The sequence below is a fragment of the Curtobacterium sp. MCPF17_047 genome (assembly GCF_003234045.1).
Classification (GTDB): Bacteria; Actinomycetota; Actinomycetes; order Actinomycetales; family Microbacteriaceae; genus Curtobacterium.
Window position 1 is genome coordinate 391321 of sequence record NZ_QKSF01000001.1, and the last position, 26415, is coordinate 417735.

Annotated in this window: 38 protein-coding genes; 36 read left to right on the top strand and 2 right to left on the bottom strand. The window is 68.2% G+C overall.

Annotated features, from left to right (window positions below):
- The first annotated feature begins 43 nt into the window (after positions 1-43).
- From DEJ33_RS01945 to DEJ33_RS01985, 9 genes are all read left to right on the top strand, one after another.
- Complete coding sequence (locus DEJ33_RS01945) at positions 44-700, top strand: hypothetical protein (protein ID WP_111194183.1); 657 nt, start codon at positions 44-46, stop codon at positions 698-700.
- A 42-nt stretch (positions 701-742) separates the two neighbouring features.
- Positions 743-1198, top strand: coding sequence for a DUF6121 family protein (locus DEJ33_RS01950; RefSeq protein ID WP_111194184.1), 456 nt, complete (start codon positions 743-745; stop codon positions 1196-1198).
- Between the two features lie 75 nt (positions 1199-1273).
- On the top strand, positions 1274-2422 hold the full coding sequence (locus DEJ33_RS01955) for a hypothetical protein (RefSeq protein ID WP_111194185.1): 1149 nt from the start codon (positions 1274-1276) through the stop codon (positions 2420-2422).
- Positions 2423-2672: 250 nt separating this feature from the next.
- Positions 2673-3041 carry a 30S ribosomal protein S12 gene (gene rpsL, locus DEJ33_RS01960; RefSeq protein WP_058728453.1) on the top strand — a complete coding sequence of 123 codons (369 nt, stop codon included), beginning with the start codon at positions 2673-2675 and terminating at the stop codon, positions 3039-3041.
- Positions 3042-3046: 5 nt separating this feature from the next.
- Positions 3047-3517, top strand: a complete 471-nt coding sequence (rpsG, locus tag DEJ33_RS01965; RefSeq protein ID WP_110903576.1) for a 30S ribosomal protein S7 — start codon at positions 3047-3049, stop codon at positions 3515-3517.
- A gap of 87 nt (positions 3518-3604) precedes the next feature.
- Positions 3605-5719 (top strand): elongation factor G, encoded by a 2115-nt coding sequence (fusA, locus tag DEJ33_RS01970; protein ID WP_110903575.1) that lies wholly within the window; start codon positions 3605-3607, stop codon positions 5717-5719.
- 148 nt (positions 5720-5867) lie between these two features.
- On the top strand, positions 5868-7055 hold the full coding sequence (tuf, locus tag DEJ33_RS01975) for an elongation factor Tu (RefSeq protein ID WP_110903574.1): 1188 nt from the start codon (positions 5868-5870) through the stop codon (positions 7053-7055).
- Positions 7056-7193: 138 nt separating this feature from the next.
- On the top strand, positions 7194-8171 hold the full coding sequence (locus tag DEJ33_RS01980) for a DNA topoisomerase IB (RefSeq protein ID WP_111078770.1): 978 nt from the start codon (positions 7194-7196) through the stop codon (positions 8169-8171).
- A gap of 98 nt (positions 8172-8269) precedes the next feature.
- Complete coding sequence (locus DEJ33_RS01985) at positions 8270-9067, top strand: DarT ssDNA thymidine ADP-ribosyltransferase family protein (RefSeq protein WP_111078769.1); 798 nt, start codon at positions 8270-8272, stop codon at positions 9065-9067.
- An 85-nt stretch (positions 9068-9152) separates the two neighbouring features.
- Here DEJ33_RS01985 and DEJ33_RS01990 read toward each other — a convergent pair whose 3' ends face one another.
- Positions 9153-9950 carry a TrmH family RNA methyltransferase gene (locus tag DEJ33_RS01990; RefSeq protein WP_111078768.1) on the bottom strand — a complete coding sequence of 266 codons (798 nt, stop codon included), beginning with the start codon at positions 9948-9950 and terminating at the stop codon, positions 9153-9155.
- Between the two features lie 500 nt (positions 9951-10450).
- Between DEJ33_RS01990 and rpsJ the strand changes: the two genes are divergently transcribed.
- The 23 genes from rpsJ to map all read left to right on the top strand — a co-directional run bounded on the left by rpsJ (position 10451) and on the right by map (position 23060).
- Positions 10451-10759 carry a 30S ribosomal protein S10 gene (gene rpsJ / locus DEJ33_RS01995; protein ID WP_110824248.1) on the top strand — a complete coding sequence of 103 codons (309 nt, stop codon included), beginning with the start codon at positions 10451-10453 and terminating at the stop codon, positions 10757-10759.
- Between the two features lie 14 nt (positions 10760-10773).
- Positions 10774-11427, top strand: a complete 654-nt coding sequence (gene rplC, locus DEJ33_RS02000) for a 50S ribosomal protein L3 (protein ID WP_110903570.1) — start codon at positions 10774-10776, stop codon at positions 11425-11427.
- 2 nt (positions 11428-11429) lie between these two features.
- Entirely contained in the window at positions 11430-12089 is a 660-nt protein-coding gene (rplD, locus tag DEJ33_RS02005) for a 50S ribosomal protein L4 (RefSeq protein WP_110903569.1), read from the top strand.
- On the top strand, positions 12086-12385 hold the full coding sequence (gene rplW / locus DEJ33_RS02010; RefSeq protein WP_110824245.1) for a 50S ribosomal protein L23: 300 nt from the start codon (positions 12086-12088) through the stop codon (positions 12383-12385). The genes rplD and rplW overlap by 4 nt, the downstream gene beginning before the upstream one ends.
- Positions 12386-12403: 18 nt before the next feature.
- Positions 12404-13243: a 50S ribosomal protein L2 gene (gene rplB / locus DEJ33_RS02015; RefSeq protein WP_110903568.1), complete on the top strand. Its 840-nt coding sequence runs from the start codon at positions 12404-12406 to the stop codon at positions 13241-13243.
- Positions 13244-13254: 11 nt separating this feature from the next.
- Entirely contained in the window at positions 13255-13536 is a 282-nt protein-coding gene (gene rpsS / locus DEJ33_RS02020) for a 30S ribosomal protein S19 (protein WP_017885529.1), read from the top strand.
- 25 nt (positions 13537-13561) lie between these two features.
- Positions 13562-13954: a 50S ribosomal protein L22 gene (rplV, locus tag DEJ33_RS02025; RefSeq protein ID WP_110903567.1), complete on the top strand. Its 393-nt coding sequence runs from the start codon at positions 13562-13564 to the stop codon at positions 13952-13954.
- On the top strand, positions 13954-14766 hold the full coding sequence (gene rpsC, locus DEJ33_RS02030; protein WP_110903566.1) for a 30S ribosomal protein S3: 813 nt from the start codon (positions 13954-13956) through the stop codon (positions 14764-14766). Before rplV ends, rpsC begins: the two co-directional genes overlap by 1 nt.
- A 2-nt stretch (positions 14767-14768) precedes the next feature.
- A complete protein-coding gene (gene rplP / locus DEJ33_RS02035) occupies positions 14769-15188 on the top strand; it encodes a 50S ribosomal protein L16 (RefSeq protein ID WP_110903565.1) in 420 nt (139 codons plus the stop codon).
- The gene (rpmC, locus tag DEJ33_RS02040; RefSeq protein WP_110903564.1) at positions 15188-15508 is read left to right on the top strand and encodes a 50S ribosomal protein L29; all 321 of its coding nucleotides are present in this window, start codon (positions 15188-15190) and stop codon (positions 15506-15508) included. Before rplP ends, rpmC begins: the two co-directional genes overlap by 1 nt.
- Positions 15508-15792, top strand: coding sequence for a 30S ribosomal protein S17 (gene rpsQ, locus DEJ33_RS02045; protein ID WP_110903563.1), 285 nt, complete (start codon positions 15508-15510; stop codon positions 15790-15792). The genes rpmC and rpsQ overlap by 1 nt, the downstream gene beginning before the upstream one ends.
- Positions 15793-15823: 31 nt before the next feature.
- Positions 15824-16192: a 50S ribosomal protein L14 gene (rplN, locus tag DEJ33_RS02050; protein ID WP_110903562.1), complete on the top strand. Its 369-nt coding sequence runs from the start codon at positions 15824-15826 to the stop codon at positions 16190-16192.
- A gap of 3 nt (positions 16193-16195) precedes the next feature.
- Entirely contained in the window at positions 16196-16549 is a 354-nt protein-coding gene (gene rplX / locus DEJ33_RS02055; RefSeq protein ID WP_110903561.1) for a 50S ribosomal protein L24, read from the top strand.
- Entirely contained in the window at positions 16549-17139 is a 591-nt protein-coding gene (gene rplE / locus DEJ33_RS02060) for a 50S ribosomal protein L5 (protein ID WP_110903560.1), read from the top strand. The genes rplX and rplE overlap by 1 nt, the downstream gene beginning before the upstream one ends.
- A 158-nt stretch (positions 17140-17297) precedes the next feature.
- A complete protein-coding gene (rpsH, locus tag DEJ33_RS02065) occupies positions 17298-17696 on the top strand; it encodes a 30S ribosomal protein S8 (RefSeq protein ID WP_110903559.1) in 399 nt (132 codons plus the stop codon).
- Between the two features lie 6 nt (positions 17697-17702).
- Positions 17703-18239, top strand: coding sequence for a 50S ribosomal protein L6 (gene rplF, locus DEJ33_RS02070; protein ID WP_110903558.1), 537 nt, complete (start codon positions 17703-17705; stop codon positions 18237-18239).
- Between the two features lie 2 nt (positions 18240-18241).
- Positions 18242-18619 (top strand): 50S ribosomal protein L18, encoded by a 378-nt coding sequence (gene rplR / locus DEJ33_RS02075; protein ID WP_110824233.1) that lies wholly within the window; start codon positions 18242-18244, stop codon positions 18617-18619.
- Complete coding sequence (gene rpsE / locus DEJ33_RS02080; protein ID WP_111078767.1) at positions 18616-19488, top strand: 30S ribosomal protein S5; 873 nt, start codon at positions 18616-18618, stop codon at positions 19486-19488. The genes rplR and rpsE overlap by 4 nt, the downstream gene beginning before the upstream one ends.
- Positions 19488-19673 (top strand): 50S ribosomal protein L30, encoded by a 186-nt coding sequence (gene rpmD / locus DEJ33_RS02085; protein WP_022906355.1) that lies wholly within the window; start codon positions 19488-19490, stop codon positions 19671-19673. Before rpsE ends, rpmD begins: the two co-directional genes overlap by 1 nt.
- Positions 19670-20134, top strand: coding sequence for a 50S ribosomal protein L15 (rplO, locus tag DEJ33_RS02090; protein ID WP_110903556.1), 465 nt, complete (start codon positions 19670-19672; stop codon positions 20132-20134). Before rpmD ends, rplO begins: the two co-directional genes overlap by 4 nt.
- Positions 20135-20311: 177 nt before the next feature.
- Positions 20312-21634 carry a preprotein translocase subunit SecY gene (gene secY / locus DEJ33_RS02095; protein ID WP_110824231.1) on the top strand — a complete coding sequence of 441 codons (1323 nt, stop codon included), beginning with the start codon at positions 20312-20314 and terminating at the stop codon, positions 21632-21634.
- Positions 21631-22221 (top strand): adenylate kinase, encoded by a 591-nt coding sequence (locus DEJ33_RS02100; RefSeq protein ID WP_110903555.1) that lies wholly within the window; start codon positions 21631-21633, stop codon positions 22219-22221. Before secY ends, DEJ33_RS02100 begins: the two co-directional genes overlap by 4 nt.
- A gap of 59 nt (positions 22222-22280) precedes the next feature.
- The gene (gene map, locus DEJ33_RS02105; protein WP_375342136.1) at positions 22281-23060 is read left to right on the top strand and encodes a type I methionyl aminopeptidase; all 780 of its coding nucleotides are present in this window, start codon (positions 22281-22283) and stop codon (positions 23058-23060) included.
- Positions 23061-23249: 189 nt separating this feature from the next.
- On the opposite strand, the gene DEJ33_RS02110 is transcribed toward map, so the two are convergent.
- The gene (locus DEJ33_RS02110; protein ID WP_111194187.1) at positions 23250-24524 is read right to left on the bottom strand and encodes an LCP family protein; all 1275 of its coding nucleotides are present in this window, start codon (positions 24522-24524) and stop codon (positions 23250-23252) included.
- 331 nt (positions 24525-24855) lie between these two features.
- On the opposite strand from DEJ33_RS02110, the gene infA reads away from it, so the two are divergent.
- The 4 genes from infA (at position 24856) to rpsK (ending at position 26273) form a co-directional block, all read left to right on the top strand.
- Positions 24856-25077, top strand: a complete 222-nt coding sequence (infA, locus tag DEJ33_RS02115; protein WP_017885509.1) for a translation initiation factor IF-1 — start codon at positions 24856-24858, stop codon at positions 25075-25077.
- Positions 25078-25147: 70 nt separating this feature from the next.
- Entirely contained in the window at positions 25148-25264 is a 117-nt protein-coding gene (gene rpmJ / locus DEJ33_RS02120) for a 50S ribosomal protein L36 (RefSeq protein WP_111073925.1), read from the top strand.
- Positions 25265-25490: 226 nt separating this feature from the next.
- Positions 25491-25865 carry a 30S ribosomal protein S13 gene (gene rpsM, locus DEJ33_RS02125; protein ID WP_110903552.1) on the top strand — a complete coding sequence of 125 codons (375 nt, stop codon included), beginning with the start codon at positions 25491-25493 and terminating at the stop codon, positions 25863-25865.
- Between the two features lie 9 nt (positions 25866-25874).
- Positions 25875-26273, top strand: a complete 399-nt coding sequence (gene rpsK / locus DEJ33_RS02130; RefSeq protein ID WP_110824227.1) for a 30S ribosomal protein S11 — start codon at positions 25875-25877, stop codon at positions 26271-26273.
- Positions 26274-26415: the final 142 nt, after the last annotated feature.

Here is a 26415-nt window from a genome sequence, read left to right on the forward strand (position 1 = left end):
CGCCCCTCGAAACGGGCGCTCCTCGTCGTGCCCGGAGTCGCGCGTGTTCGTCGGTGTCATCGAGTTCCTCGGATGGTTCGGAGCAGTGACCGTTCTTGCTGGTTACCTGCTCTTCTCGCTCGGCAAGATCCCGAACGGCCCGGTGTACCAGCTGTTCAACCTGGTCGGAGGAGTCTCCGTGGCGGTCAACGTCGCCGCGCACCACGCCGTGCCGTCGACGATCGTCAACAGCATCTGGGCGGTCGTCGCGGCCGTCGTCCTGGTCCGGATGGGTCTGCGTCGAGCCCACGGCCGCCGCGATACCGGGCCGTCCGAGAACCGGCTCCCCGACCTCCACTCCGAACTGCCGGCGACCACTGCGGTCCTCCCCGTCATCGGTCCCGCGCTCCGCGACCACGACGGCGACGTGACAACCGTCGCCGACGCGGCCCCGAGCCTCCCGGCCGTGGCCGTGCCCGTGCCCGGAGCCGGAGCCGGAGTCGGAGCCAGCACCGGAACCGGAACCGGCACGGATGCCCCCGCCCCGATGACGGAGTCCGTCCCCGTCATCACCGCGACGATCGCCCTCGCCCTCGTCCGAGCCGCGACCCAACAGCACGCGACCCAGCAGCACGCGACCCAGCAGCACCGGACCGGGCACGACACGACCCCGCGGCCCGCCGACCACGCCCCCGAGCCGGAACGCGCCGACGCCCCGTAGCCACGTCGCTGCCCGTCAGCAGGGGAGGGCTACGATCGGCCCATGTCCCGGTGGTTGGTGGCGACGATGACGTCCGTCCTCTTCATCGCGCTCGTCATCGCGGTGGCGGGCTTCGAAGCCCTGCTCGCCGATGCCGAGGCGATCCGCCAGCCCGACGCGACCCCGTACCTCGGCCCGGCGATGGTCGTCGGTGCCGCGCTCGTCGTGTTCCTCTCGACCGCGATGGGTTCCCGGGAGGGCAACCCCGGCGTCACCGGTCTGGTCGCCGCCGCGACCACCTACCTGGTCATGCTCGGGGTCGGCGCGGTGGGCTACGCCCTGGTCCGGTCCGACGTCGCGGAGCTCCTGGTGTTCCCCGCGGGCTACGCCCTCAGTCCCTTCGTGGTGGGTGCGGTCGTCGTCGCCCTCCTGACCGTCGTCGGCGGCATCTCCGCGGTGCGCTGGCAGGCGAGTCATCCACAGGGGTCACAGCGGCCGCCGGTCCGTCCACAGGACTGACGGGAGGCGCGGCCCACCCCCGCCCCGGCCGGTACGATTCCGGGGAAGCGCTGACCGATGCACCATGGGGGACCGATGACCGACCGAGCTGACCGTACGCCGGGCTGGGAGTCGGTGCCGGACGACGAGTCGTTGCACGGCGACCGTGTGCTGCCGCCCGCCATGACCGTCACCCAGTCGTCGCCGACCTCGAGCGGCGGGCGTCGACCGATGCGCCGTGGCGTGGTCGTCGGGATCGTGGCCGGTGTCGCAGCAGTGGTCCTGCTCGTCGTCGCCGGGGGCATCGGGTGGTCCGTCGGATCGGACAGCCACTCGGCCGAGCGGCCCGTGGAGTCCTTCCTGGACGACGTCGAGCACGGTCACCTCGCCGACGCCCTCCGGACCGCCGGCATCGACCGCGGCCGCGACGACGTGCTCCTCACGGACGCGGCCTACGCGCGCGCCGGGGACAAGATCACGGCGCACCGGATCACCTCCGTCCAGCAGGGGTCGGACCGGGCGACCGTCCAGGCCGTGCTGACCCAGGCGGGCCGGATCGTCCCGGCGACGTTCGAACTCGAGCGGTCGGGCACCGACTGGGGTGTCTTCCCCGTCTGGTCGCTGCGGGCGCCGGCGCTGGGGTCGGTGCAGGTCGTCGTGCAGGGGCCGCCACGCAGCACCGTGCAGGTCGCGGGCGTCGACGTCCGGACCGACGCTTCCGGTGCTGCTGACCTCCGCGCGTTCCCGGGCTCGTACGGGGTGCACCTCGACGGGGGCAAGTGGTTCACGGCGACGGACTCGACCGCGGCGGTCCCCGGCTTCGGCGCTGCCGGCACCCCGGTCGTGGTGGCGACGACCCTGACCGACGCGGGGGTGCAGGCGGCGTCGAAGGCCGTGGACGCGTGGGTGGACGCCTGTGTTGCCTCGACCTCCGCGGCTCCCGACGGCTGCAGCTTCTACGCCTACGGCGAGGACCCGGCGAACACCTACTCCGGCCAGGAATGGACGCTCGATGCGCGACCGTCGGTCGCCGTCGGGGGTTGGGCGTCGAAGGGATGGGCGGTCGAGACCCGTTCGGCGGGCTCGGCGACGTTCCGGGCGCAGTTCACGGGTCCGGCCGGCCGAGGCACCGCCACCGCCGGGCCGATCACGGTGAACGCCTCGGGGTGGATCACCGCGTTCAGCGACGACGGCGCGACCTTCGTGTCGGCCGTCGGCAACGGCCAGTCCGACTCCGGGTCCTGACGTCGACGACCCCGGTCACGCCCACAGCGGACGCGCCGGTGTCCGACCTACCACGGATTGACCTCGTCTGTCGCGACGGCTAGGCTCTTCCGGGTGTGCGCCTTCGGGCGCGCCCAGATCTTGCAGGCCTCTGGCCTCCCGATCACTCCATCCCCCATCTCCCTCCGCCGTCAGGCGTTGGTCCGCGTGGGATGAGGAAGCCGACGGACCGCGTCGGCCAGAGAGCACGAGCGAAGAACCAGGAGAACAGTTGCCTACCATCCAGCAGCTCGTTCGCAAGGGTCGTACGCCGAAGGTCGTCAAGACCAAGGCGCCGGCACTGAAGGCGAACCCCCAGCAGCGTGGCGTGTGCACCCGCGTCTACACCACCACCCCGAAGAAGCCGAACTCCGCCCTGCGCAAGGTCGCTCGTGTGAAGCTCTCGAACGGCACCGAGGTCACGGCCTACATCCCCGGTGAGGGCCACAACCTCCAGGAGCACTCGATGGTGCTCGTCCGCGGCGGTCGTGTGAAGGACCTCCCGGGTGTGCGTTACAAGATCATCCGCGGTGCCCTGGACACCCAGGCCGTCAAGAACCGTAAGCAGGCTCGTAGCCGCTACGGTGCGAAGAAGGGTTGAGTTAGATGCCTCGTAAGGGTCCCGCCCCGAAGCGCCCCGTCGTCGCCGATCCGGTCTACGGCGCCCCCGTCGTCAGCCAGCTCGTCAACAAGATCCTCCTCGACGGCAAGAAGGGCCTCGCCGAGCGCATCGTCTACGACGCGCTCGAAGGGGTCTCCTCCAAGAACGGCCAGGACGCCGTCGTCACGCTCAAGAAGGCGCTCGACAACGTCCGCCCGACCCTCGAGGTCCGCAGCCGCCGCGTCGGTGGCTCGACCTACCAGGTCCCGGTCGAGGTCAAGCCGCACCGCGCGAACACCCTCGCGCTCCGCTGGCTGACCTCGTACGCCAAGGGCCGTCGCGAGAAGACGATGACCGAGCGTCTCATGAACGAGATCCTCGACGCGTCGAACGGTCTCGGTGCCGCGGTCAAGCGCCGTGAGGACACCCACAAGATGGCCGAGTCGAACAAGGCCTTCGCGCACTACCGCTGGTAGTCATCCGGCACCGTCCGGGTGCCTCGGCCAAGAGCCGCGGCGCCCGGACGGCCGCCACCCTCTCCTACAACTCTCCCGGAGGAACCTGTGGCACAGGACGTGCTCACCGACCTGAACAAGGTCCGCAACATCGGCATCATGGCGCACATCGATGCTGGCAAGACCACGACGACCGAGCGCATCCTGTTCTACACGGGCATCACGCACAAGATCGGTGAGGTCCACGACGGCGCTGCCACGATGGACTGGATGGCGCAGGAGCAGGAACGCGGCATCACGATCACGTCGGCCGCGACGACCTGCTTCTGGGACAACAACCAGATCAACATCATCGACACCCCGGGTCACGTGGACTTCACGGTCGAGGTGGAGCGTTCGCTCCGCGTCCTCGACGGTGCGGTCGCCGTCTTCGACGGCAAGGAGGGCGTCGAGCCCCAGTCCGAGACCGTGTGGCGTCAGGCGGACAAGTACAACGTCCCGCGCATCTGCTTCGTCAACAAGATGGACAAGCTCGGCGCCGACTTCTACTTCACCGTCGACACGATCATCAACCGCCTCGGTGCGGAGCCGCTCGTGCTCCAGCTCCCGATCGGTGCCGAGAACGACTTCACCGGCGTCATCGACCTCATCGAGATGCACGCCAAGGTGTGGCCGGGCGACGCCAAGGGTGACGTCACGATGGGCGCCCAGTACGAGGTCCAGGAGATCCCCGCGGACCTCCAGGAGCGTGCCGAGGAGTACCGCGCCAAGCTCGTCGAGCGTGTCGCCGAGACCGACGACGCACTGCTCGAGAAGTACTTCGGTGGCGAAGAGCTGACCAAGGCCGAGATCAAGGCTGCGATCCGCAAGCTGACGATCAACTCCGAGGTCTACCCGATCCTCTGTGGCTCGGCGTTCAAGAACCGTGGCGTGCAGCCGATGCTCGACGCGGTCATCGACTACCTCCCCTCGCCCCTCGACGTGCCGCCGATGATCGGCCACGACGTCAAGGACGAAGAGGTCGAGATCATCCGCAAGCCGGAGTCTTCCGAGCCCTTCTCGGCGCTCGCCTTCAAGGTCGCGGTGCACCCGTTCTTCGGTCGCCTGACCTACGTCCGCGTGTATTCCGGTCACATCGACTCCGGTGCCCAGGTCATCAACTCGACCAAGGGCAAGAAGGAGCGCATCGGCAAGATCTTCCAGATGCACTCCAACAAGGAGAACCCGGTCGACTCGGTCACCGCCGGTCACATCTACGCGGTCATCGGCCTCAAGGACACCACCACGGGTGACACCCTGTGCGACCCGTCGAACCAGGTCGTCCTCGAGTCGATGACGTTCCCGGAGCCGGTCATCGAGGTCGCCATCGAGCCGAACACGAAGGCGGACCAGGAGAAGCTCTCGGTCGCGATCCAGAAGCTCGCTGAAGAAGACCCGACGTTCCGCGTCGAGCAGAACGCCGAGACCGGTCAGACGACGATCAAGGGCATGGGCGAGCTCCACCTCGACATCCTCGTCGACCGCATGAAGCGTGAGTTCAAGGTCGAGGCGAACGTCGGCAAGCCGCAGGTGGCCTACCGCGAGACCCTGACCAAGGTCGTCGAGCGCTACGACTACACCCACAAGAAGCAGACCGGTGGTTCCGGTCAGTTCGCGAAGGTGCAGATCGCGCTCGAGCCGATGCCCGTCACCGCTGAGAAGGTGTACGAGTTCGTGAACGGCGTGACCGGTGGTCGCGTCCCGCGTGAGTACATCCCCTCGGTCGACGCGGGCATCCAGGACGCGATGCAGGTCGGCGTCCTCGCCGGCTTCCCGACCGTCGGTGTCAAGGCGACCCTCAAGGACGGCGCGGCGCACGACGTCGACTCGTCCGAGATGGCGTTCAAGATCGCCGGCTCGATCGCGTACAAGGAAGCGGCCCGCAAGGCCGGTCCCGTGCTGCTCGAGCCGATCATGGCCGTCGAGGTCCGTACGCCCGAGGAGTACATGGGCGACGTCATCGGCGACCTGAACTCGCGTCGTGGCCAGATCTCCGAGATGACGGATGCGTCCGGCGTCAAGGTGGTCCGTGCGAGCGTCCCGCTGTCCGAGATGTTCGGCTACGTGGGCGACCTGCGCTCCAAGACCTCTGGTCGTGCTGTCTTCTCCATGGTGTTCGAGACCTACAACGAGGTCCCGCGCAACGTGGCGGACGAGATCATCCAGAAGAGCACCGGGGCCTGACGCTCCCGCGTCATCCCCAGGCGAGGGTGCCCGGCGACGGGCCCCTCGCCACCAAGTAAAGTAGAGACACACACACCGCGCGCCAACAGCGCAGGACCGACCAGGTCCTGCTGGGGGCGACGCATCCGAGTCCTGAGGAGGACCCACAGTGGCCAAGGCCAAGTTCGAGCGGACCAAGCCGCACGTCAACATCGGAACCATCGGTCACGTCGACCACGGCAAGACCACGCTCACGGCGGCGATCACCAAGGTTCTGCACGACCAGTACCCGGACCTCAACGAGGCCCGCGACTTCGCGCAGATCGACAACGCTCCCGAAGAGCGCCAGCGCGGCATCACGATCAACATCTCGCACGTCGAGTACCAGACGGAGAAGCGCCACTACGCGCACGTCGACGCTCCTGGTCACGCTGACTACGTGAAGAACATGATCACCGGCGCGGCCCAGATGGACGGCGCGATCCTCGTGGTCGCCGCCACCGACGGCCCGATGCCCCAGACGCGTGAGCACGTGCTGCTCGCCCGCCAGGTCGGCGTCCCGTACATCGTCGTCGCGCTGAACAAGGCCGACATGGTGGACGACGAGGAGATCCTTGAGCTCGTCGAGCTCGAGGTCCGCGAGCTCCTCGGCTCGCAGGAGTTCGACGAGGACGCCCCCGTCGTGCAGGTCTCGGCGCTGAAGGCGCTCGAGGGCGACGAGAAGTGGGTCAAGTCCGTCCAGGACCTGATGGCCGCCGTCGACGAGAACGTCCCGGACCCGGTGCGCGCCACCGACCAGCCGTTCCTCATGCCGATCGAGGACGTCTTCACGATCACCGGTCGTGGCACCGTCGTCACCGGTCGCGTCGAGCGTGGCGAGCTGGACATCAACTCCGAGGTCGAGATCGTCGGCATCAAGGCGACCCAGAAGACCACGGTCACGGGCATCGAGATGTTCCGCAAGCTGCTGGACAAGGCAGTCGCCGGTGACAACACCGGTCTGCTCATCCGTGGCCTCAAGCGTGAGGACGTCGAGCGCGGCCAGGTCGTCGTGAAGCCGGGTTCGGTCACGCCGCACACCGAGTTCACCGCGAACGCGTACATCCTGAACAAGGAAGAGGGCGGTCGTCACAACCCGTTCTACGCGAACTACCGTCCGCAGTTCTACTTCCGCACCACGGACGTCACCGGCGTCATCACGCTGCCCGAGGGCACCGAGATGGTCATGCCCGGTGACACCGTCGCCATGACGGTCGAGCTGATCCAGCCGATCGCCATGGAAGAGGGCCTCCGCTTCGCCATCCGTGAGGGTGGTCGTACGGTCGGCGCCGGCACGGTCGAGAAGATCATCAAGTAACTCCGGTCACTTGCGTCAGCGGGGTCGGACCTTCGGGTCCGGCCCCGCTTTCCGTTTGCCCTCGCCGTCCGGGCCAGCACGCGCACCGGGGTACGTTCCTGCCCCGTCGGGCAGCCCCCATGGTGTTGCATCGGGAACGTGACACGTCTCCGCCGTTCCTCGACCAAGGGTCGGGGCTACCACCGCCTCCGGAGCGGCAAGGGCTTCTCCTACAAGGACCCGCACGGTACGACTGTTACCGATCCGGAGGTCCGCCAGCGTCTCGAGGACCTCGTCATCCCGCCGGCGTGGGACGACGTGTGGATCTCCCCGTACGAGAACGGGCACATCCTGGCGACGGGCATCGACGGTGCCGGACGCCGGCAGTACATGTACCACCCGTCCTGGCGCGACCGCATGGACAAGATCAAGTACGACCGCGCGCTCGCCCTGGCCGAGTCCCTGCCGGCTGCGCGACGGATGGTGACACAGGACCTCCGCCGTCCGGAGCCGGACCGACGCCGTGCACTGGCCGCGGCGTTCCGGATGCTCGACCAGGGTTCCCTGCGCGTCGGGTCCGAGCGGTACGCCACCGAGCACGGCAGTCACGGTCTGTCGACGCTCCTCTGCACGCACGCCCACATCTCGGGCGATGACATCGAGCTCGAGTTCCCCGGCAAGAGCCACCAGGCGTGGTCGTCGACGATCCACGACGCGGACCTGGCGCGTGTGCTCGTCGGCATGAAGCGTCGCGGTCCGAACGCCCGCCTGCTGTCGTTCCGGGAGCGCCGCGGCGCCGACTGGGAGCCGGTGACCGCTGAGGACATCAACGCCTACGTCAAGGAGCGTGCGGGGGAGGACTTCACCGCGAAGGACTTCCGGACGCTGCACGGGACGGTCGCGGCCGCCGTCGACCTGGCCCAGACGGGCGTGCTGTCGAGTCAGGCGAAACGGAAGAAGGCCATCTCGCACGCCGTCAAGGCCGCGAGCGAGGTCCTGGGCAACACACCGACCGTCGCGAGACAGAGTTACATCGACCCCAGGCTGCTCGACGCGTACGAGCACGGCGAGACGATCGACCCCCGACGTCTGCACGCGGCCGAGTCCGAGGTCCGGGCGCTGCTCTACCGACAATGACGTGGTGGAGTGGTGAACGGTCGCCGGCAGTGCCGTGATGACGTAGCGTTGGTGGTCGTGCCCGCCCACCCCACGAGGCACGGAAGGACCCATCAGTCGTGACCGACGAGTGCATCCACGGTTTCCCCATCGAACTCTGCGACATCTGCTCCCCACGGCAGCGTGATCCGGAGGACATCATCAAGACCCCGACGCCGCGTCGGACCCGCGTGACCACGTCACTGCGGTCGACGCCGTCGACGCCGGGCGGCAAGGTCCCGGAGCAGGTGCTGCCGGCGACCCGTGACTTCGGTGCGCTCCGCGCGCACCACGTCACCCACATCGACAACCTCCCCGGCATCGTGGCGGACGGCGCGATCGTCGCGTCGGACCAGGCCACGCCGGCCGTGGACGTCAGCTCCGCCGCCACCCGGGGGGCCCGTGCTGCGGCCACCGCCCCCGACGGTTCCAGCGTGGCCGGCCACGTCCCGTTCACCCTCTCGCCCGACGCCCGCCGGTGGGACGAGCTGCGCTCCGGCGCCGAGGAGGACCGCTGGTCCGACGCCGCCCGGCGCACCCGCGCGACCGAGTTCGTCGTCCTCGTCGTCCCGACGACCGCGTTCGGTGCGTCCGTGATCCTGGCCGACACCGACGCCGACGACCCGGACGTGCGCTTCGCCGTCGGCCCGGACGCAGCGACCAACCTCCTCCGCCGCACCGACATCACCGACCCGTCCATGCACGGTGTGGAGCTGCTCGCCGGCCCACAGGTGCCGATGTCCTCGGTCGCCCTGGTGGGGGTGCCGAACGACAAGGTCCGTCAGCAGGTGAAGGCCGTCTTCGCCGAACACGGTGGGCCCGCTCCGCGCGTGGCCGTCTTCCCGCCGTGGTTCGTCCCGCCGCTGCCCGAGGACTGATCCCCGGACGACAGAACGCCCCGGACCGCACGTGCGGGCCGGGGCGTTCTGTGCATCCGGTGTCCGGGTGTCGAGTGTCCCTGTTTCAGGCGCTGCGCCGGCTGCGGGCGTAGAGGACGATGCCGGCGACCACGGACACGTTGAGCGACTCGACCCGGCTGTCGATCGGTACCGAGACCGTGTCCGCCGCGAGGTCCTGCAGCACGTCCGAAGCGCCGGTCTTCTCGGCACCGAGCAGCAGGGCCACGTCGCCCTCGAGCTCACCGAGCGACTCGGGCGACAGCGACCCGTCCATGTCGACGTCGACGACCCGCAGGCCGGACTCGGCGAGCCAGCGGGCGACCCGCTCCCGTGACTCCAGCAGCACCGGGACCGAGAACACGTGACCGCGGCTCGCGCGGACGACCCGGCGGTCGGCGATGGTCGGCAGGTCGCTGTCGACGAGGACGACCCCGCGTGCGCCGAGGCCGACGGCGGTCCGGACGATGGCACCGATGTTGCCGACGATCTTCACCCCGTCGAGGACCAGCACGTCGCCGGTGCCCTCTGCCAGCGCCGAGAAACGGGCGGGTGCGGGGATGTTCGCGACGCCGAAGACCTTCGGGCGCTTCTCGCTGCGGAACACCTTGGTGAGCACGGCCGGTTCGACGAGGCGGACCGGCACCCGGAGCTCGGCGCAGAGAGCCGCGAGGTCGTCGGGGAACTCCCGCGTGGACTCGCCGTAGACCTCGATGAACCGGACTCCCGCGCGGAGGGCCTGCACGAGCGGCTCCTGGTCCTCGATGATCGCGGTCCGGACGGCCCCGCGGGCGGGCTTGGCGAGGTCGCTGAGCCGCTGGACGGCGGGGTCGGAAGGATCGGCGAGCACATCGAGATCGGGCATGCGCGAAGGCTAGCAGCGGCGTTCGGAGGGCCCGACGGGAGCCGACCTGGCGGGTGCGGGCAGTGCCTCCAGTCCGGCTCCGGACCGGCGGTGGGAGCCCGGCCGGGAGGCCCGTGGCGGGCTCCGCAACACGCCGTCGAGATCGCGACACGCCCGGGTTGCACGGAGGCATGGCCTATGCGAGACTTGTCCGGTTCCGAAATTCCGCGGGCGTTCGCGCCCGTGGGGTCACTGCTCTGGCAGTGCACAACCCCCCTGTTCAGCAGGGCTGGGTTGGGCCGCAGGCAGCAGAACACGCTCGACATCCGCCAGCACCACGGTGCGCGGGTGACGACATGCCCACGCGTGTGCCCCGGGTACTCGCGCGGTTGACAGGAGAACAGCGGTCATCCCTGCGGATGGAGCCGGTGGTTCACGTAAACAGCCGGGCACGCGACAGCGGAGCCCCGGCGGCGTCAGGCGGCCTGAGGGTGCGCGGCGCAGAGAGGACAGGAAAACACATGGCGGGACAGAAGATCCGCATCCGGCTCAAGTCGTACGACCACGAGGTCATCGACACGTCGGCCCGGAAGATCGTCGACACGGTGACCCGTGCCGGTGCGACCGTGGTCGGCCCGGTGCCGCTCCCCACCGAGAAGAACGTGATCCCCGTGATCCGTTCCCCTCACAAGTACAAGGACTCGCGCGAGCACTTCGAGAAGCGCACGCACAAGCGGGTCATCGACATCGTCGACCCGACGCCGAAGGCCGTCGACTCGCTCATGCGTCTCGACCTCCCGGCCGACGTCAACATCGAGATCAAGCTGTAAGGGGGCTGGAACTCATGGCGAACTCAACCAAGACCGTCAAGGGCCTCCTCGGCAAGAAGCTCGGGATGACCCAGGTGTGGGACGAGAACAACAAGTTCATCCCCGTCACCGTGATCGAGGTCGGCCCGAACGTGGTCACCCAGATCCGCAACATCGAGCGCGACGGCTACGAGGCGATCCAGATCGCCGCGGGCCAGATCGACCCCCGCAAGGTGAACAAGCCGGCCGCTGGCCACTTCGAGGCCGCCGGTGTCACGCCGCGACGCACCCTCACCGAGATCCGCACGAACGACTCCGCGGAGTACTCGCTCGGTCAGGAGCTGACCGTCGACACGTTCGAGGCCGGCCAGAAGGTCGACGTCGTCGGCACCAGCAAGGGCAAGGGCTTCGCCGGTGTCATGAAGCGTCACAACTTCGCCGGTGTCTCCGCCTCGCACGGTTCGCACCGCAACCACCGCAAGCCCGGTTCCATCGGCGCCTCCTCGACCCCGTCGCGTGTCTTCAAGGGCATGCGCATGGCCGGTCGTATGGGTGGCGACCGCGTGACCGTCCTCAACCTCACGGTCCACGCCGTCGACGCCGAGAAGGGTCTGCTGCTCGTCAAGGGCGCCGTCCCCGGTGCTCGTGGCCGTTCCGTCTTCGTCCGCACCGCCGTGAAGGGTAAGTGATCATGGCCACCACGACCGCAACCACGATCGACGTCCTCGACGCCTCGGGCGTGAAGTCCGGCTCCGTCGAGCTCCCCGCAGCGATCTTCGACGTCGAGACCAACGTCCCGCTCATCCACCAGGTCGTCACCGCGCAGCTCGCCGCCGCGCGTCAGGGCACCCACAAGACCAAGAACCGTGGCGAAGTCCGCGGTGCCGGTCGCAAGCCGTTCAAGCAGAAGGGCACCGGCCGCGCCCGTCAGGGTTCGGTCCGCGCCCCGGAGCACACCGGTGGTGGCGTCGTCCACGGACCGACCCCGCGTGACTACTCGCAGCGCACCCCGAAGAAGATGATCGCCGCAGCTCTGCTCGGCTCGCTCTCGGACCGTGCCCGCGGTGGCCGCATCTCCGCTGTGGAGGGCTTCGTCGAGGCAGAACTGCCGTCGACCAAGACCGCCCGCACGCTGCTCGAGAAGGTCGCACCCGTCAAGCACGTGCTCATCGTGCTCGAGTCGGGCGACGAGCTGACGCTCAAGAGCGTCCGCAACCTGCCGAACGTCCACGCGCTCTCGTACGGCCAGCTGAACGCCTACGACGTCCTCCGTGCGGACGCCGTCGTCTTCAGCAAGAGCGCCCTCGACGCCTTCATCGCGTCGAAGACCGCGAAGGAGATCACCGCATGAGCGGCTTCAACAAGGACCCGCGCGACATCATCATCTCGCCGGTCGTGTCGGAGAAGAGCTACGGCCTCATCGACCAGGGCAAGTACACGTTCCTCGTGGACCCCCGTGCGAACAAGACCGAGATCAAGCTCGCGATCGAGAAGATCTTCGACGTCAAGGTCGCCGGCATCAACACGCTGAACCGTCCGGGCAAGACCCGCCGGACCAAGTTCGGGATCGGCAAGCGCAAGGACACCAAGCGCGCCATCGTGACGCTCAAGTCCGGTTCGATCGACATCTTCACGGCTGTCGGCTGAGGACCAGAGGGATAAATCATGGCTATTCGTAACTACAAGCCCACGACCCCCGGTCGTCGCGGCTCCTCGGTCGCCGACTTCGCCGAGATCACCCGTTCCACCCCGGAGAAGTCCCTGCTGCGCCCGCTGCCGAAGACCGGTGGCCGGAACAGCTCGGGTCGCATCACGACGCGTCACATCGGTGGTGGCCACAAGCGCCAGTACCGCGTGATCGACTTCCGTCGTGCCGACAAGGACGGTGTCGACGCGAAGGTCGCACACATCGAGTACGACCCGAACCGCACGGCGCGCATCGCGCTCCTGCACTTCGTGGACGGCACCAAGCGCTACATCATCGCGCCGAACAAGCTCAAGCAGGGCGACGTCGTCGAGACGGGCCCCGGCGCCGACATCAAGCCCGGCAACAACCTGCCGCTGCGCAACATCCCCGTGGGTACGGTCGTGCACGCGATCGAGCTCCGCCCCGGTGGCGGCGCCAAGCTCGCCCGCTCCGCCGGCGCCTCGGTGCGTCTCGTCGCCAAGGACGGCCCCTACGCGCAGCTCCGTCTGCCGTCGGGTGAAGTCCGGAACGTCGACGCCCGCTGCCGCGCCACGATCGGCGAGGTCGGCAACGCCGAACAGTCGAACATCAACTGGGGCAAGGCCGGCCGCATGCGCTGGAAGGGCGTCCGCCCGACGGTGCGTGGTGTCGCGATGAACCCGGTCGACCACCCGCACGGTGGTGGTGAAGGCAAGACCTCCGGTGGCCGTCACCCGGTCAGCCCGTGGGGCCAGTCCGAGGGCCGTACGCGCAAGCCGAACAAGCCGAGCGACAAGCTCATCGTCCGTCGCCGTAACGCCGGCAAGAAGCGCAAGTAGGAGTTCCGAAGATGCCACGCAGTCTGAAGAAGGGCCCCTTCGTCGACGAGCACCTGCTCCGCAAGGTCGTCACGCAGAACGAGGCCAACACCAAGAACGTGATCCGCACGTGGTCGCGACGGTCGATGATCGTCCCGAACATGCTCGGTCACACCATCGCGGTGCACGACGGCCGGAAGCACATCCCGGTGTTCGTCACCGAGTCGATGGTCGGTCACAAGCTCGGCGAGTTCGCGCCGACCCGCACCTTCCGCGGCCACGTGAAGGACGACAAGAAGGGCCGTCGCCGCTAAGGCGGCGACGAAGAGGAGGAACGAAATGGTGGAGTCGATCGCACGCGTGCGACACATCCGCGTCACGCCTCAGAAGGCCCGTCGCGTCATCCAGCTGATCCGCGGCAAGCAGGCCCACGAGGCGCTCGCCATCCTGAAGTTCGCCCCCCAGGGCGCTTCGGAGCCCGTGTACAAGCTGGTCGCCTCGGCGATCGCGAACGCACGGGTCAAGGCGGACTCGACGAACAGCTTCCTCGACGAGCGCGATCTCTACGTGAGCAGCGTCTTCGTCGACGAGGGCACGACCCTGAAGCGGTTCCAGCCGCGCGCCCAGGGCCGCGCCTTCCGCATCAACAAGCGCACCAGCCACATCACGGTCGTCCTCGCGACGCCGGATGAGGCCGAGGCCGCCGCGACGAGCAAGAAGGCGAGCAAGTAATGGGCCAGAAGGTCAACCCGTACGGCTTCCGTCTCGGGATCACGACGGACCACATCTCCCACTGGTTCGCCGACAGCACGAAGAAGGGTCAGCGTTACGCCGACTTCGTGGCCGAGGACGTCAAGATCCGTCAGTTCCTGACGAAGAGCCTCGACCGCGCGGGCGTTGCCCGCATCGAGCTGGAGCGCACCCGTGACCGCGTCCGCGTGGACATCCACACGGCGCGCCCGGGCATCGTCATCGGTCGCCGCGGCGCCGAGGCCGAGCGCATCCGGAGCGAGCTCGAGAAGCTCACCAAGAAGCAGATCCAGCTCAACATCCTCGAGGTCAAGAACCCCGAGACCGAGGCCCAGCTCGTCGCGCAGGGCATCGCCGAGCAGCTCTCCGCTCGTGTCGCGTTCCGACGCGCCATGCGCAAGGGCCTGCAGGGTGCGCAGCGCGCCGGTGCCAAGGGTGTCCGCATCCAGGTGTCGGGCCGCCTCGGCGGCGCCGAGATGTCCCGTTCGGAGTTCTACCGCGAGGGCCGCGTGCCCCTGCACACCCTCCGCGCGAACATCGACTACGGCTTCTACGAGGCCCGGACCACGTTCGGCCGCATCGGCGTGAAGGTCTGGATCTACAAGGGCGACATCACGAACAAGGAGCTCGCTCGCGAGCAGGCGAACCAGCGTTCGTCCCGCCCGGAGCGTCGTGGCGGCGGCAACGACCGTCGTGGCGGCGGCCCCCGTGGCGACCGCAACGACCGCGGTGGCGACCGTCGCGAGCAGCAGGCCCCGCAGGACGCGCCGGCCGGCGCAGGAGTTGAGGCGTAACCATGCTTATCCCCCGTCGAGTCAAGCACCGCAAGCAGCACCACCCGAAGCGTTCGGGTCAGGCGACCGGTGGCACGAAGGTCTCCTTCGGTGAGTACGGAATCCAGGCGCTCACCCCGGCCTACGTGACCAACCGTCAGATCGAGTCCGCTCGTATCGCCATGACGCGTCACATCAAGCGTGGCGGCAAGGTGTGGATCAACATCTACCCGGACCGCCCGCTGACCAAGAAGCCGGCTGAGACCCGAATGGGTTCCGGTAAGGGTTCGCCCGAGTGGTGGGTCGCCAACGTCAAGCCGGGTCGCGTGCTCTTCGAGCTCGCCGGTGTGAGCGACGACGTCGCTCGCGAGGCACTGACCCGTGCAATTCACAAGCTGCCCCTCAAGGCACGCATCATCAAGCGCGAGGAGGGCGACGCATAATGGCGATCGGTTCCAAGGAGCTCCGTCCGACGGAGCTCGACACGTTCGAGAACGAGCGTCTCGCTGACGAGCTGAAGAAGGCCAAGGAGGAGCTGTTCAACCTCCGCTTCCAGTCGGCCACCGGCCAGCTGGAGAGCCACGGCCGTCTCCGTGCCGTCAAGCGCGACATCGCGCGCATCTACACCGTGCTCCGTGAGCGCGAGCTCGGCATCCGTGCCACGCCCGCGCCCGTCGAGACCGCCCCGAAGGCCAAGAAGTCGTCGAAGAAGGCCGAGAAGCCGGCTGAGTCGACCGAGGCCGCGACCGCCGAGGAGAACTGATGGCCACCGAAGAGAAGGACTCCGCCGCCGTCACCCGCGGCTACCGCAAGACCCGTCGTGGCTACGTCACGAGCGACAAGATGGACAAGACGATCGTCGTCGAGGTCGAGGACCGCGTGAAGCACCCCCTCTACGGCAAGGTCATCCGTCGCACGTCGAAGGTCAAGGCCCACGACGAGCAGGGTTCCGCCGGCATCGGCGACCTGGTCGTCATCAGCGAGACCCGTCCCCTCAGCGCCACGAAGCGCTGGCGCCTGGTCGAGATCCTCGAGAAGGCCAAGTAGGCCTCGGCCCGCTTCGGAATAGGAGACAGCAGTGATTCAGCAGGAATCCCGCCTGAAGGTGGCTGACAACACGGGCGCCAAGGAGATCCTCACCATCCGTGTTCTCGGCGGCTCGGGTCGTCGCTACGCCGGCCTCGGTGACGTCATCGTCGCCACGGTGAAGGACGCCATCCCCGGCGGCAACGTGAAGAAGGGTGACGTCGTCAAGGCGGTCATCGTTCGCACCAAGAAGGAGACCCGTCGTGCCGACGGCTCCTACATCAAGTTCGATGAGAACGCGGCAGTGATCCTCAAGGCTGACGGCGACCCGCGCGGTACGCGCATCTTCGGGCCGATCGGTCGCGAGCTCCGTGACAAGAAGTTCATGAAGATCATCTCGCTCGCGCCGGAGGTGCTGTAAGCCATGGCGAACATCAAGAAGGGTGACCTGGTCCAGGTCATCACCGGTGCCACGCAGGAGCGTGGCGGCGACCGCGGCAAGCAGGGCAAGGTCATCGAGGTCCGCGGCGACCGTCTGGTCGTCGAGGGCATCAACTTCGTGACCAAGCACGTCCGCGTCGGTCAGACCCAGCGCGGTTCGAAGACCGGTGGCATCGAGCAGCACGAAGCTCCGATCCACGTGTCCAACGTCGCGATCGTCGACCCGACGACCAAGAAGCCGACCCGCGTCGGTTTCCGCAACGAAGAGGTGGAGAAGGACGGCGTCACCAAGACCGTCCGCGTCCGCTACGCCAAGAAGTCTGGTGAGAAGCTCTGATGACTGACACGACTGCCGCGACGACTGAGAAAGTTCAGCCGCGCCTCAAGCAGAAGTACCGCGACGAGATCAAGGCGGCGCTGACCGAGCAGTTCGGTTACGCGAACGTCAACCAGGTCCCCGGCCTGGTCAAGGTCGTCGTCAACACCGGTGTCGGTGAGGCCGCGCGCGACTCGAAGATCATCGAGGGTGCCATCAAGGACCTCACGGCGATCACCGGTCAGAAGCCGCAGGTCACGCTGGCCCGCAAGTCGATCGCGCAGTTCAAGCTGCGCGAGGGCCAGGCCATCGGCGCACACGTCACCCTCCGCGGTGACCGTGCGTGGGAGTTCCTGGACCGCCTGCTGTCGCTGGCGCTCCCGCGCATCCGCGACTTCCGTGGCCTGAGCGACCGCCAGTTCGACGGCAACGGCAACTACACCTTCGGTCTCTCGGAGCAGAGCGTGTTCCACGAGATCGACCAGGACCGCATCGACCGCGTGCGTGGCTTCGACATCACCGTCGTGACCACCGCGAAGACGGACGACGAAGGCCGCGCGCTGCTCCGCCAGCTCGGCTTCCCGTTCCGTTCGGGCGAGCAGACGGTCTAAGCTACTCCGGGCGGTGCGGGCCGGAGGAGTTCATCTCCTCCGGCCCGCACGCACGAAGTCACACCGATCCCGGGGAACCGCCCTGGGATCACATCGATCGTCGAGGTCGGCACTCGTGGAACGGGTGATCGAAACCGGACGAAGAACGGATACGCATCATGACGATGACCGATCCGGTCGCAGACATGCTGACCAGATTGCGGAACGCGAACTCGGCGCACCACGACGCCGTCTCGCTTCCGAGCTCCAAGCTCAAGCAGACCATCGCTGACATCCTCAAGCGCGAGGGTTACATCAGCGAGTGGAAGGTCGAGGACGCCCGTGTCGGGCAGACCCTGACCATCGAACTCAAGTACGGCCCCGATCGCGAGCGCTCGATCGCCGGCATCAAGCGCGTCTCGAAGCCGGGCCTCCGTGTCTACGCGAAGTCGACCGAGCTGCCCCGTGTCCTCGGTGGCCTCGGCGTGGCGATCCTGTCGACCTCCTCGGGGCTCCTGACCGACCGCGAAGCCGAGCAGAAGGGCGTGGGTGGGGAAGTCCTCGCCTACGTTTGGTGATCGATCATGTCTCGTATCGGACGTCTCCCCATCGACATCCCGGCCGGAGCGACCGTCTCGGTCGACGGCCAGAACGTCGCCGTCAAGGGCCCGAAGGGCGAGCTCACGCTCGTCATCGCTGAGCCCATCCAGGCCACTGTCGAGGACAACCAGGTCCTCGTCAGCCGTCCGGACGACGAGCGTTCCTCCCGCGCGCTGCACGGCCTGACCCGGTCGCTCATCGCGAACCAGATCATCGGCGTGACCCAGGGCTACTCCAAGGGCCTCGAGGTCGTCGGTACCGGTTACCGCGTGGCCGCCAAGGGCAGCGACCTCGAGTTCGCGCTCGGGTACTCCCACCCGATCACGGTCAACCCGCCGGCAGGCATCAGCTTCGCCGTCGAGGGCAACAACCGGGTCACCGTGAACGGCATCGACAAGCAGCTCGTCGGTGAGGTCGCGGCCAACATCCGCAAGCTGCGCAAGCCCGAGCCCTACAAGGGCAAGGGTGTCCGCTACGCCGGCGAGATCGTGCGCCGCAAGGCCGGAAAGTCAGGTAAGTGATCATGGCCATCGGAACTCGTACTCGAGGCAAGAGCAAGGCGGCAGCCAAGGCCCGCCGCCACAACCGTCTCCGGAAGAAGATCACCGGGACCGAGACCCGTCCCCGCCTCGCCGTCACCCGTTCGTCACGTCACGTGTTCGTCCAGGTCATCGACGACGCGAAGGGTCACACCCTCGCCAGCGCATCGACGATGGAGGCCGACCTCCGCTCGTTCGACGGCGACAAGACCGCCAAGGCCCGTCGTGTCGGCGAGCTCGTCGCCGAGCGCGCGAAGTCGGCTGGCGTCGAGGCCGTGGTCTTCGACCGCGGTGGTAGCAAGTACGCCGGTCGCGTCGCCGCGATCGCCGACGGTGCCCGTGAAGGAGGGCTGAACCTGTGAGCGACATCGCGAACACCAACGACGACGCCGAGGTCAAGGCCGAGGCCACGACCGACGCCGAGGTCGACACGACCGCTGCGGCGCCGACCGAGGCGGACACCGCCACGGAGAGCAGCGACGCTGCCGAGACGACCGACGCAGACGCCAAGGCCCCCGCGGTCAAGGAGCCTGAGGTCCCCGTCGTCGAGCGTCCCGTCGAGACCGCGGCGGGTTCGGCTTCGAACAACCGCGACTCCGTCGACAACCGTGGTCGCCGTGGTGGCGGCAGCGGTGGCGGCCGTGACCGCCAGCAGGGTGGCCGTGGCGGCGACCGCAACGGGCGGGGTGGCGACAGCCAGTTCCTCGAGCGCGTCGTCACCATCAACCGCGTCTCCAAGGTCGTCAAGGGTGGTCGTCGCTTCAGCTTCACCGCGCTCGTCGTCGTCGGTGACGGCAACGGTCTGGTGGGCGTCGGCTACGGCAAGGCCCGCGAGGTCCCGACCGCCATCTCGAAGGGCGTCGAAGAGGCCAAGAAGAACTTCTTCCGCGTCCCCCGCGTCGGCAACACGATCCCGCACCCGGTGCAGGGTGAAGCCGCTGCTGGCGTCGTCCTCCTGCGTCCGGCCGCTGCCGGTACCGGTGTCATCGCCGGTGGTCCGGTCCGCGCCGTTCTCGAGTGCGCCGGTATCCACGACGTCCTGAGCAAGTCGCTCGGCTCGTCGAACACCATCAACATCGTGCACGCCACGGTCGAGGCCCTCAAGCAGCTCGAGGAGCCCCGCGCCGTCGCAGCACGTCGTGGCCTCCCCGTCGACCACGTCGTGCCGGCTCGCCTGCTGCACGCCGAGGCAGCCGCGCGTGCCGCCGCGAACGAGAAGGCAGGTGCCTGATGGCCATGCTGAAGATCACGCAGACGAAGTCCGTCATCAGCGAGAAGCAGTACCAGCGCGACACGCTCCGCAGCCTGGGTCTCAAGCGCATCGGCCGTACGGTCCTGCGTGAGGACAACGCCCAGAACCGCGGGTACGTCGCCACGGTGGCGCACCTCGTGAAGGTCGAGGAGGTCGACGCATGAGCGACGAGAAGAACGAGCGCGTCCAGATCCTGAAGGTGCACCACCTTCGTCCGGCCGCTGGCTCGAAGAAGGACCGCACCCGTGTGGGTCGCGGTGAGGGCTCGAAGGGCAAGACCGCCGGCCGTGGTACCAAGGGTCAGAAGGCCCGTTACCAGGTCAAGGTCGGCTTTGAGGGTGGGCAGATGCCGCTGCACATGCGCACCCCGAAGCTCCGCGGGTTCAAGAACCCGTTCCGCGTCGAGTACCAGCCCGTGAACCTGGACAAGATCGCGGAGCTCTACCCGAACGGTGGCGACGTCACCGTCGCGGACCTGGTCGCCAAGGGCGCCGTCCGCAAGAACGAGAAGGTCAAGGTTCTCGGTCAGGGTGACATCAGCGTGAAGCTCACGGTCACGGTCGACAAGGTCTCGGCATCCGCCGAGGAGAAGATCGTGGCGGCGGGCGGCACCGTCACCAAGTAGTCCCCGTCGGCGGCCCGCGCATTGCGCGCGGGCCGCCGTTACGGTTTCCTTGATGGCAGGCCCGGCAAGACTGCGTCGTTCGACGTGCGTCAACGGGCCACGGGGTCGGCGCTTCCGGCCACGGGCACCTCGCCCGGCTCGACCGGCTCGACCGGTCACAGAAGTTCGGAGTAACTCGTGTTCAGAGCGGTCGCGCGCATCATGCGCACCCCAGATCTTCGCAAGAAGATCGGCTTCACCCTGGCGATCATCGCGCTGTTCCGCCTGGGCTCGTACATCCCCGCACCGTTCGTCGACTACGCCAGCGTCCAGGCCTGCCTGGCGTCCGCGTCGTCCTCCGGCGGGCTCTACGACCTGATCAACCTGTTCTCCGGCGGCGCGCTCCTGAAGCTGTCGGTGTTCGCGCTCGGGATCATGCCGTACATCACGTCGTCGATCATCGTGCAGCTCCTGCGCGTGGTCATCCCGCACTTCGACTCCCTCTACAAGGAGGGTCAGTCGGGTCAGGCCAAGCTGACGCAGTACACGCGCTACCTCACCATCGCGCTGGGCGTGCTGCAGTCCACCACCCTGATCACCGTCGCCCGCTCGGGCGCGCTGTTCGGCACGAGCGCCTCGGCGTCCTGCACGTCGATCATCTCGAACGACAGCTGGTACGCGATCCTGCTCATGGTCATCACCCTGACCGCCGGTACCGGCCTCATCATGTGGATGGGCGAGCTGGTCACCGAGCGCGGCATCGGCAACGGCATGTCGCTGCTCATCTTCACCTCGATCGCCGCGCAGTTCCCGTCGGCCCTCTGGGCGATCGAGCAGTCGCAGTCCTTCGAGCTGTTCCTCTTCGTGATCCTGGTCGGACTGGTGATCATGATGGCCGTCGTGTTCGTCGAGCAGTCGCAACGACGGATCCCGGTGCAGTACGCCAAGCGCATGGTCGGGCGGCGTACGTACGGCGGCAACAACACGTACATCCCGATCAAGGTGAACATGGCCGGCGTCGTGCCCGTCATCTTCGCGTCGTCGCTGCTCTACCTGCCGGCGCTGATCGCGCAGTTCAACCAGCCCTCGGACGGCTCCGCGCCGGCCCCGTGGGTGACCTGGATCCAGAGCAACCTGACCTCGGGTGACAACTGGTTCTACATGGTCCTGTACTTCCTGCTCATCGTCGGCTTCACGTACTTCTACGTCGCGATCACCTTCAACCCCGAAGAGGTCGCCGACAACATGAAGAAGTACGGCGGGTTCATCCCGGGCATCCGTGCCGGACGTCCGACCGCCGAGTACCTCGACTACGTCCTGACCCGGGTGACGTTGCCCGGTGCGCTCTACCTCGGTCTCATCGCACTCATCCCGCTCGCAGCACTGGCGCTGTTCGGGGCGAACCAGAACTTCCCGTTCGGCGGTGCCAGCATCCTGATCATCGTGGGTGTCGGCCTCGAGACGGTGAAGCAGATCGACTCGCAGCTGCAGCAACGTCACTACGAAGGGCTTCTCCGTTGAGCGCACGTCTCGTCATCGTCGGACCTCCCGGAGCCGGGAAGGGCACGCAGGCCGGTCGGATCGCGTCGTCCTTCGGGATCCCCGCGATCTCGACCGGGGACATCTTCCGGAAGAACGTCTCCGAGGGCACGCCCCTGGGTCAGCGTGCGAAGGCGATCATGGACGCGGGCGACTACGTCCCGGACGACCTGACGAACGAGCTGGTCCGCGACCGCCTCGCCGAGTCGGATGCCGCTGACGGGTTCCTCCTCGACGGTTACCCGCGGACGCCGGCACAGGTCGAGTACCTGGACGGGTTGCTCGCTGAGCAGGGCACCGGGATCGACGCCGTCGTGCAGCTGGTCGCGGACCAGGACGCGCTGGTCGGGCGACTGCTCAACCGTGCGGCCGACCAGGGCCGCGCCGACGACAACGAGCAGACCATCCGCCGCCGTCAGCAGGTGTACCAGGAGCAGACCGCTCCGCTCGTGGCGGTCTACCAGGAGCGCGGGCTGGTCGTGGACGTGGACGGCCTCGGCGCGGTCGACGAGGTCGGCGACCGGATCGCTGCGGCGCTCTCTGCCCGCGGCCTCGCCGCCTCGGTCTGAGCTCCGTGTCGCGTTTCCGGAAGCCATCGATCTACAAGACGCCCGAGGAGCTCCGCGCCATGGTGCGCCCCGGGCTGCTCACGGCGCAGGCGCTGGACGCCGTCCGCGCCGCTGTCCGGCCGGGCGTCACCACGGGTGAGCTCGACGCGATCGCGGAGCGCACCATCCGCGACGGCGGCGGTGTGCCGAACTTCCAGCTGGTCCCGGGCTACCGACACACACTGTGCGTCTCGGTGAACGACGAGATCGTCCACGGCATCCCGGGGGACCGCACCCTCGAGCCGGGTGACATCGTCTCGGTCGACGCCGGCGCCGAGGTCGACGGGTGGAACGGCGACAGCGCCTTCACCGTCGTCGTGCCCGGTGGTGACGCCGCTACGGCCACGGCGCGTCAGAAGCTCTGCGACACCACCGAACGCGCGCTCTGGCACGGGGTCGCCGCGCTCGCGCACGCGAAGCACGTGCACGAGGTCGGCGCGGCGGTCGAGGACGCCATCGACGAGACCGGTGACTGGGGCATCGTCGAGGACTACACGGGGCACGGCATCGGGCGTTCGATGCACGAGGAGCCACCGGTGTTCAACCACCGGGTCCGTGGCGCGGGGCCTGCCGTCAAGCCGGGCTTGGCCGTCGCCATCGAACCGATGGTCACCGCGGGCACGATCGACAGCTCGACCGACGCCGACGAGTGGACCGTGCGGACGCTCGACGGTTCCGACGCCGCCCACTGGGAGCACAGCGTCGCGGTCCACGCCGGTGGGATCTGGGTCCTCACGGCGGCCGACGGTGGTGCCGCCGGCCTCGAGCCGCTCGGCGTGACGCCGGTCCCGGTCCCGTAGCGGACTGCGCCAAGGAGCCGGACGGCCACAGGGTCCACGGAGCCGCGGAACCCGACTCCACCCGCGTCGGGGTCGTGCTTCGCGGCCTGCCGACGCACCGGCCCACATGACGGGAGGCCCGTCGCCTGCTGGCGACGGGCCTCCCGTCGAGTCGTGGACGCGCCGCGTCGTGACCGTGGGCCGTCGGGGTCAGTTCCCCACAGAGCAGGTCTGCTCGGCGGCGCTCTGGCCGGTGATGGACGAGGGGAGCGGCGTCGAGGACGGGCTGCTGGTCGTCGTGGTCTCCGGAGCGGGTGTCTCGGGAGCCGTCGTCGCAGCACCGGGCGTCGTCGCGGGGTCCGACGGTGACGCGGAGGCCGACGGGCTCGCGGTGTCGGACGACTCCCGCGAGGCTCGACCCGTGGAGGAGTCGTTGAGCGTCGTCCGCTCGTCCGTCTGCAGGGCGACGTTGAGGGTGTGGGCGTTCGCCTCGTCGACGACCACGCGGGCAGAGTCCGCCGGGTCGTCGACGACGGGGTACTGGACGAACAACATGCTCGACGTGCTCATCCCCCGGAGTGCGGAGGCGAGCCCGACCAGGGTGCGGGTCTGGGCGAGGCCGTCCGAGAGCGTCATGTTCGACAGCGCCGCACCGGCGAGCTTGTAGAGCGTGATCGGGTTCGAGAGCGTGCCGTTCGACGTCACCTGGCGGAGCAGCGCCGACAGGAACACCTGCTGCGAGCTGATCCGCGCCAGGTCGCTGCCGTCGCCGACGCCGTGCCGGGACCGCAGGAAGGCGAGGGCGTCCGAGCCCTGCAGCGAATGGGCGCCGGCGCTGAGGTGCAGCCCCGTGTACGTGTCGTCGATCGGGGAGGCCACGCAGACGTCGACCCCGCCGAGGGCGTTCGACATCTCGATCACGCCGTCGAAGGTGATGAGTCCGGCGTACGGGACCGTCAGACCGGTGAGGTTCTCGACCGTGTCGACGACGCAGGAGACACCACCGTTCCCGAGCGCCGTGTTGAACTGCGCGGACGACGCCGCCGGGTAGGTGGTGCCGGTCTCCGGGTTGGTGCAGGCCGGGATCGGGACCATGAGGTCCCGGGGGAAGCTGACGGCGGTGAGCTGCTGATGGTCCTCGGACACGTGGATGAGCATCGTGACGTCGTTCCGGGCGCCCTCGACGTCCTCGTCGGAGTCGAACTGTCCGATGCGGGTGTCGCTGCCGATGAGCAGGATGTTCGCACCGCCCTTGATCGCGGTGATGTCGGCGGTCTTCGCGGTGCTCTGGTCGTCGGTGCTCAGCTGCACGGTCCGCGGTGCGGCGGCGAGCTGCGCTGCGGCGATGGTGGCGACGCTGGTGCCGCTGACCAGCACCACCGCGGCGGCGGCGGCGGCGACGGTGAGCAGGGTCGTCCACCCGCGTCGGCGGGGGAGGCGACCGTGTCGCGCGACAGGGCGCGTGCGGCCGGGGGCGTCGGGCACGGGGTTCTCCTTCGGTCACTGCTCCCGTCACCGTACGGCTCCGGGCTCGGTGGCGACGACGGTGTGGCCAGGAGATCCCTGTGGAACAGCGCATCTGCGGACCCGGACGGACGATCCACCCCCTGCACTGGGGTGCATGACCCCTGCCGCACGGGTGCTCGCCGCGCGCCGGACCGGGGCCCGACGCGCGCAGCACGGAACCCGCACTTGGCAATCCGCCGACTACCACATAAGATCGATCTTTGGTGTGCCATGCCTTCTGGCGTGGCGCCCGAACCCGCAGACCGGCTCGGGGATCACACCGGTAATCCAACCAAGCGACAGTGAGGCTATGGCCAAGAAAGACGGCGTCATCGAGATCGAAGGCTCGGTGCTCGAAGCTCTGCCCAACGCGATGTTCCGCGTTGAGTTGACCAACGGACACAAGGTCCTCGCGCACATCTCCGGGAAGATGCGCCAGCACTACATCCGCATCCTCCCCGAGGACCGCGTGATCGTGGAGCTGAGCCCGTACGACCTGACCCGCGGCCGGATCGTCTACCGCTACAAGTGATCCGCGAGCTGGAAAGGAACGGCAAGGCGAACCCGCCGAGCACGAAGCCAGCGAGCACGAGGAACGAACAATGAAGGTCAACCCCAGCGTCAAGGTCATCTGCGAGCACTGCCGCGTCATCCGCCGCAAGGGCCGCGTCATGGTGATCTGCAAGAGCAACCCGCGTCACAAGCAGCGCCAGGGTTAGTCCCTGACGGACCAGCGAGAGCTGCTCCGGAACGGACTCCGGTCCGGTTGCACGACCGGGGCCGCCAGTCGAGAGACTGCCAGCGGCTCGAGCACGACCCACAACTGAACATCGACAACGCAGTGTCAGATCCCGTCCGCACCAGCGGTCGGGGGACACCTCGGGTCGGAGGCCCGGGCACCGGCACTGCGCCACACCTCCATCGACAACAGGAGCAGCCAGCACAATGGCACGTCTAGCAGGCGTCGACATCCCGCGCGAGAAGCGCGTGGAGATCGCACTCACCTACATCTACGGGGTCGGCCGTACCCGCGCCGTCCAGACGCTCGCGGAGACCGGCATCTCCGGCGACATCCGCGTCAAGGACCTCACCGACGACCAGCTCGTCGCCCTCCGTGACTTCATCGAGGGCACCTTCAAGGTGGAGGGTGACCTCCGCCGTGAGGTCGCCGCCGACATCCGCCGCAAGGTCGAGATCGGTAGCTACGAGGGTCTCCGCCACCGTCGCGGTCTCCCGGTGCGCGGTCAGCGCACCAAGACGAACGCTCGTACCCGCAAGGGCCCGAAGCGCACCGTGGCAGGCAAGAAGAAGGCTCGATAGGAGATCACGATGGCTACCCCCAAGACCGCCGCGCGCAAGCCGCGCCGCAAGGAGAAGAAGAACGTCGCTGTGGGCCAGGCCCACATCAAGAGCACGTTCAACAACACCATCGTCAGCATCACCGACCCGTCGGGTGCCGTCCTCAGCTGGGCGTCCTCCGGGGCCGTCGGCTTCAAGGGCTCGCGCAAGTCGACGCCGTTCGCGGCGCAGCTCGCCGCCGAGTCGGCTGCCCGCCAGGCAGCGGAGCACGGCGTCAAGAAGGTCGACGTCTTCGTCAAGGGCCCGGGTTCGGGTCGCGAGACGGCGATCCGTTCGCTCCAGGCCGCTGGCCTCGAGGTCGGCTCGATCAACGACGTGACGCCGCAGGCGCACAACGGGTGCCGCCCGCCGAAGCGCCGCCGCGTCTGACGCGAGGAGCAACCGGCCGTTCCCCGCTCGTTCCCTGACCGGGACGAGTGGGGGCGGCCATTCCTGGTCGTTCGATCGCGCACTCCTGTGCGCGTGATCACAACTGAAACAGACCCGTCGAGGCCCGGCCGGCCCCGTCGTA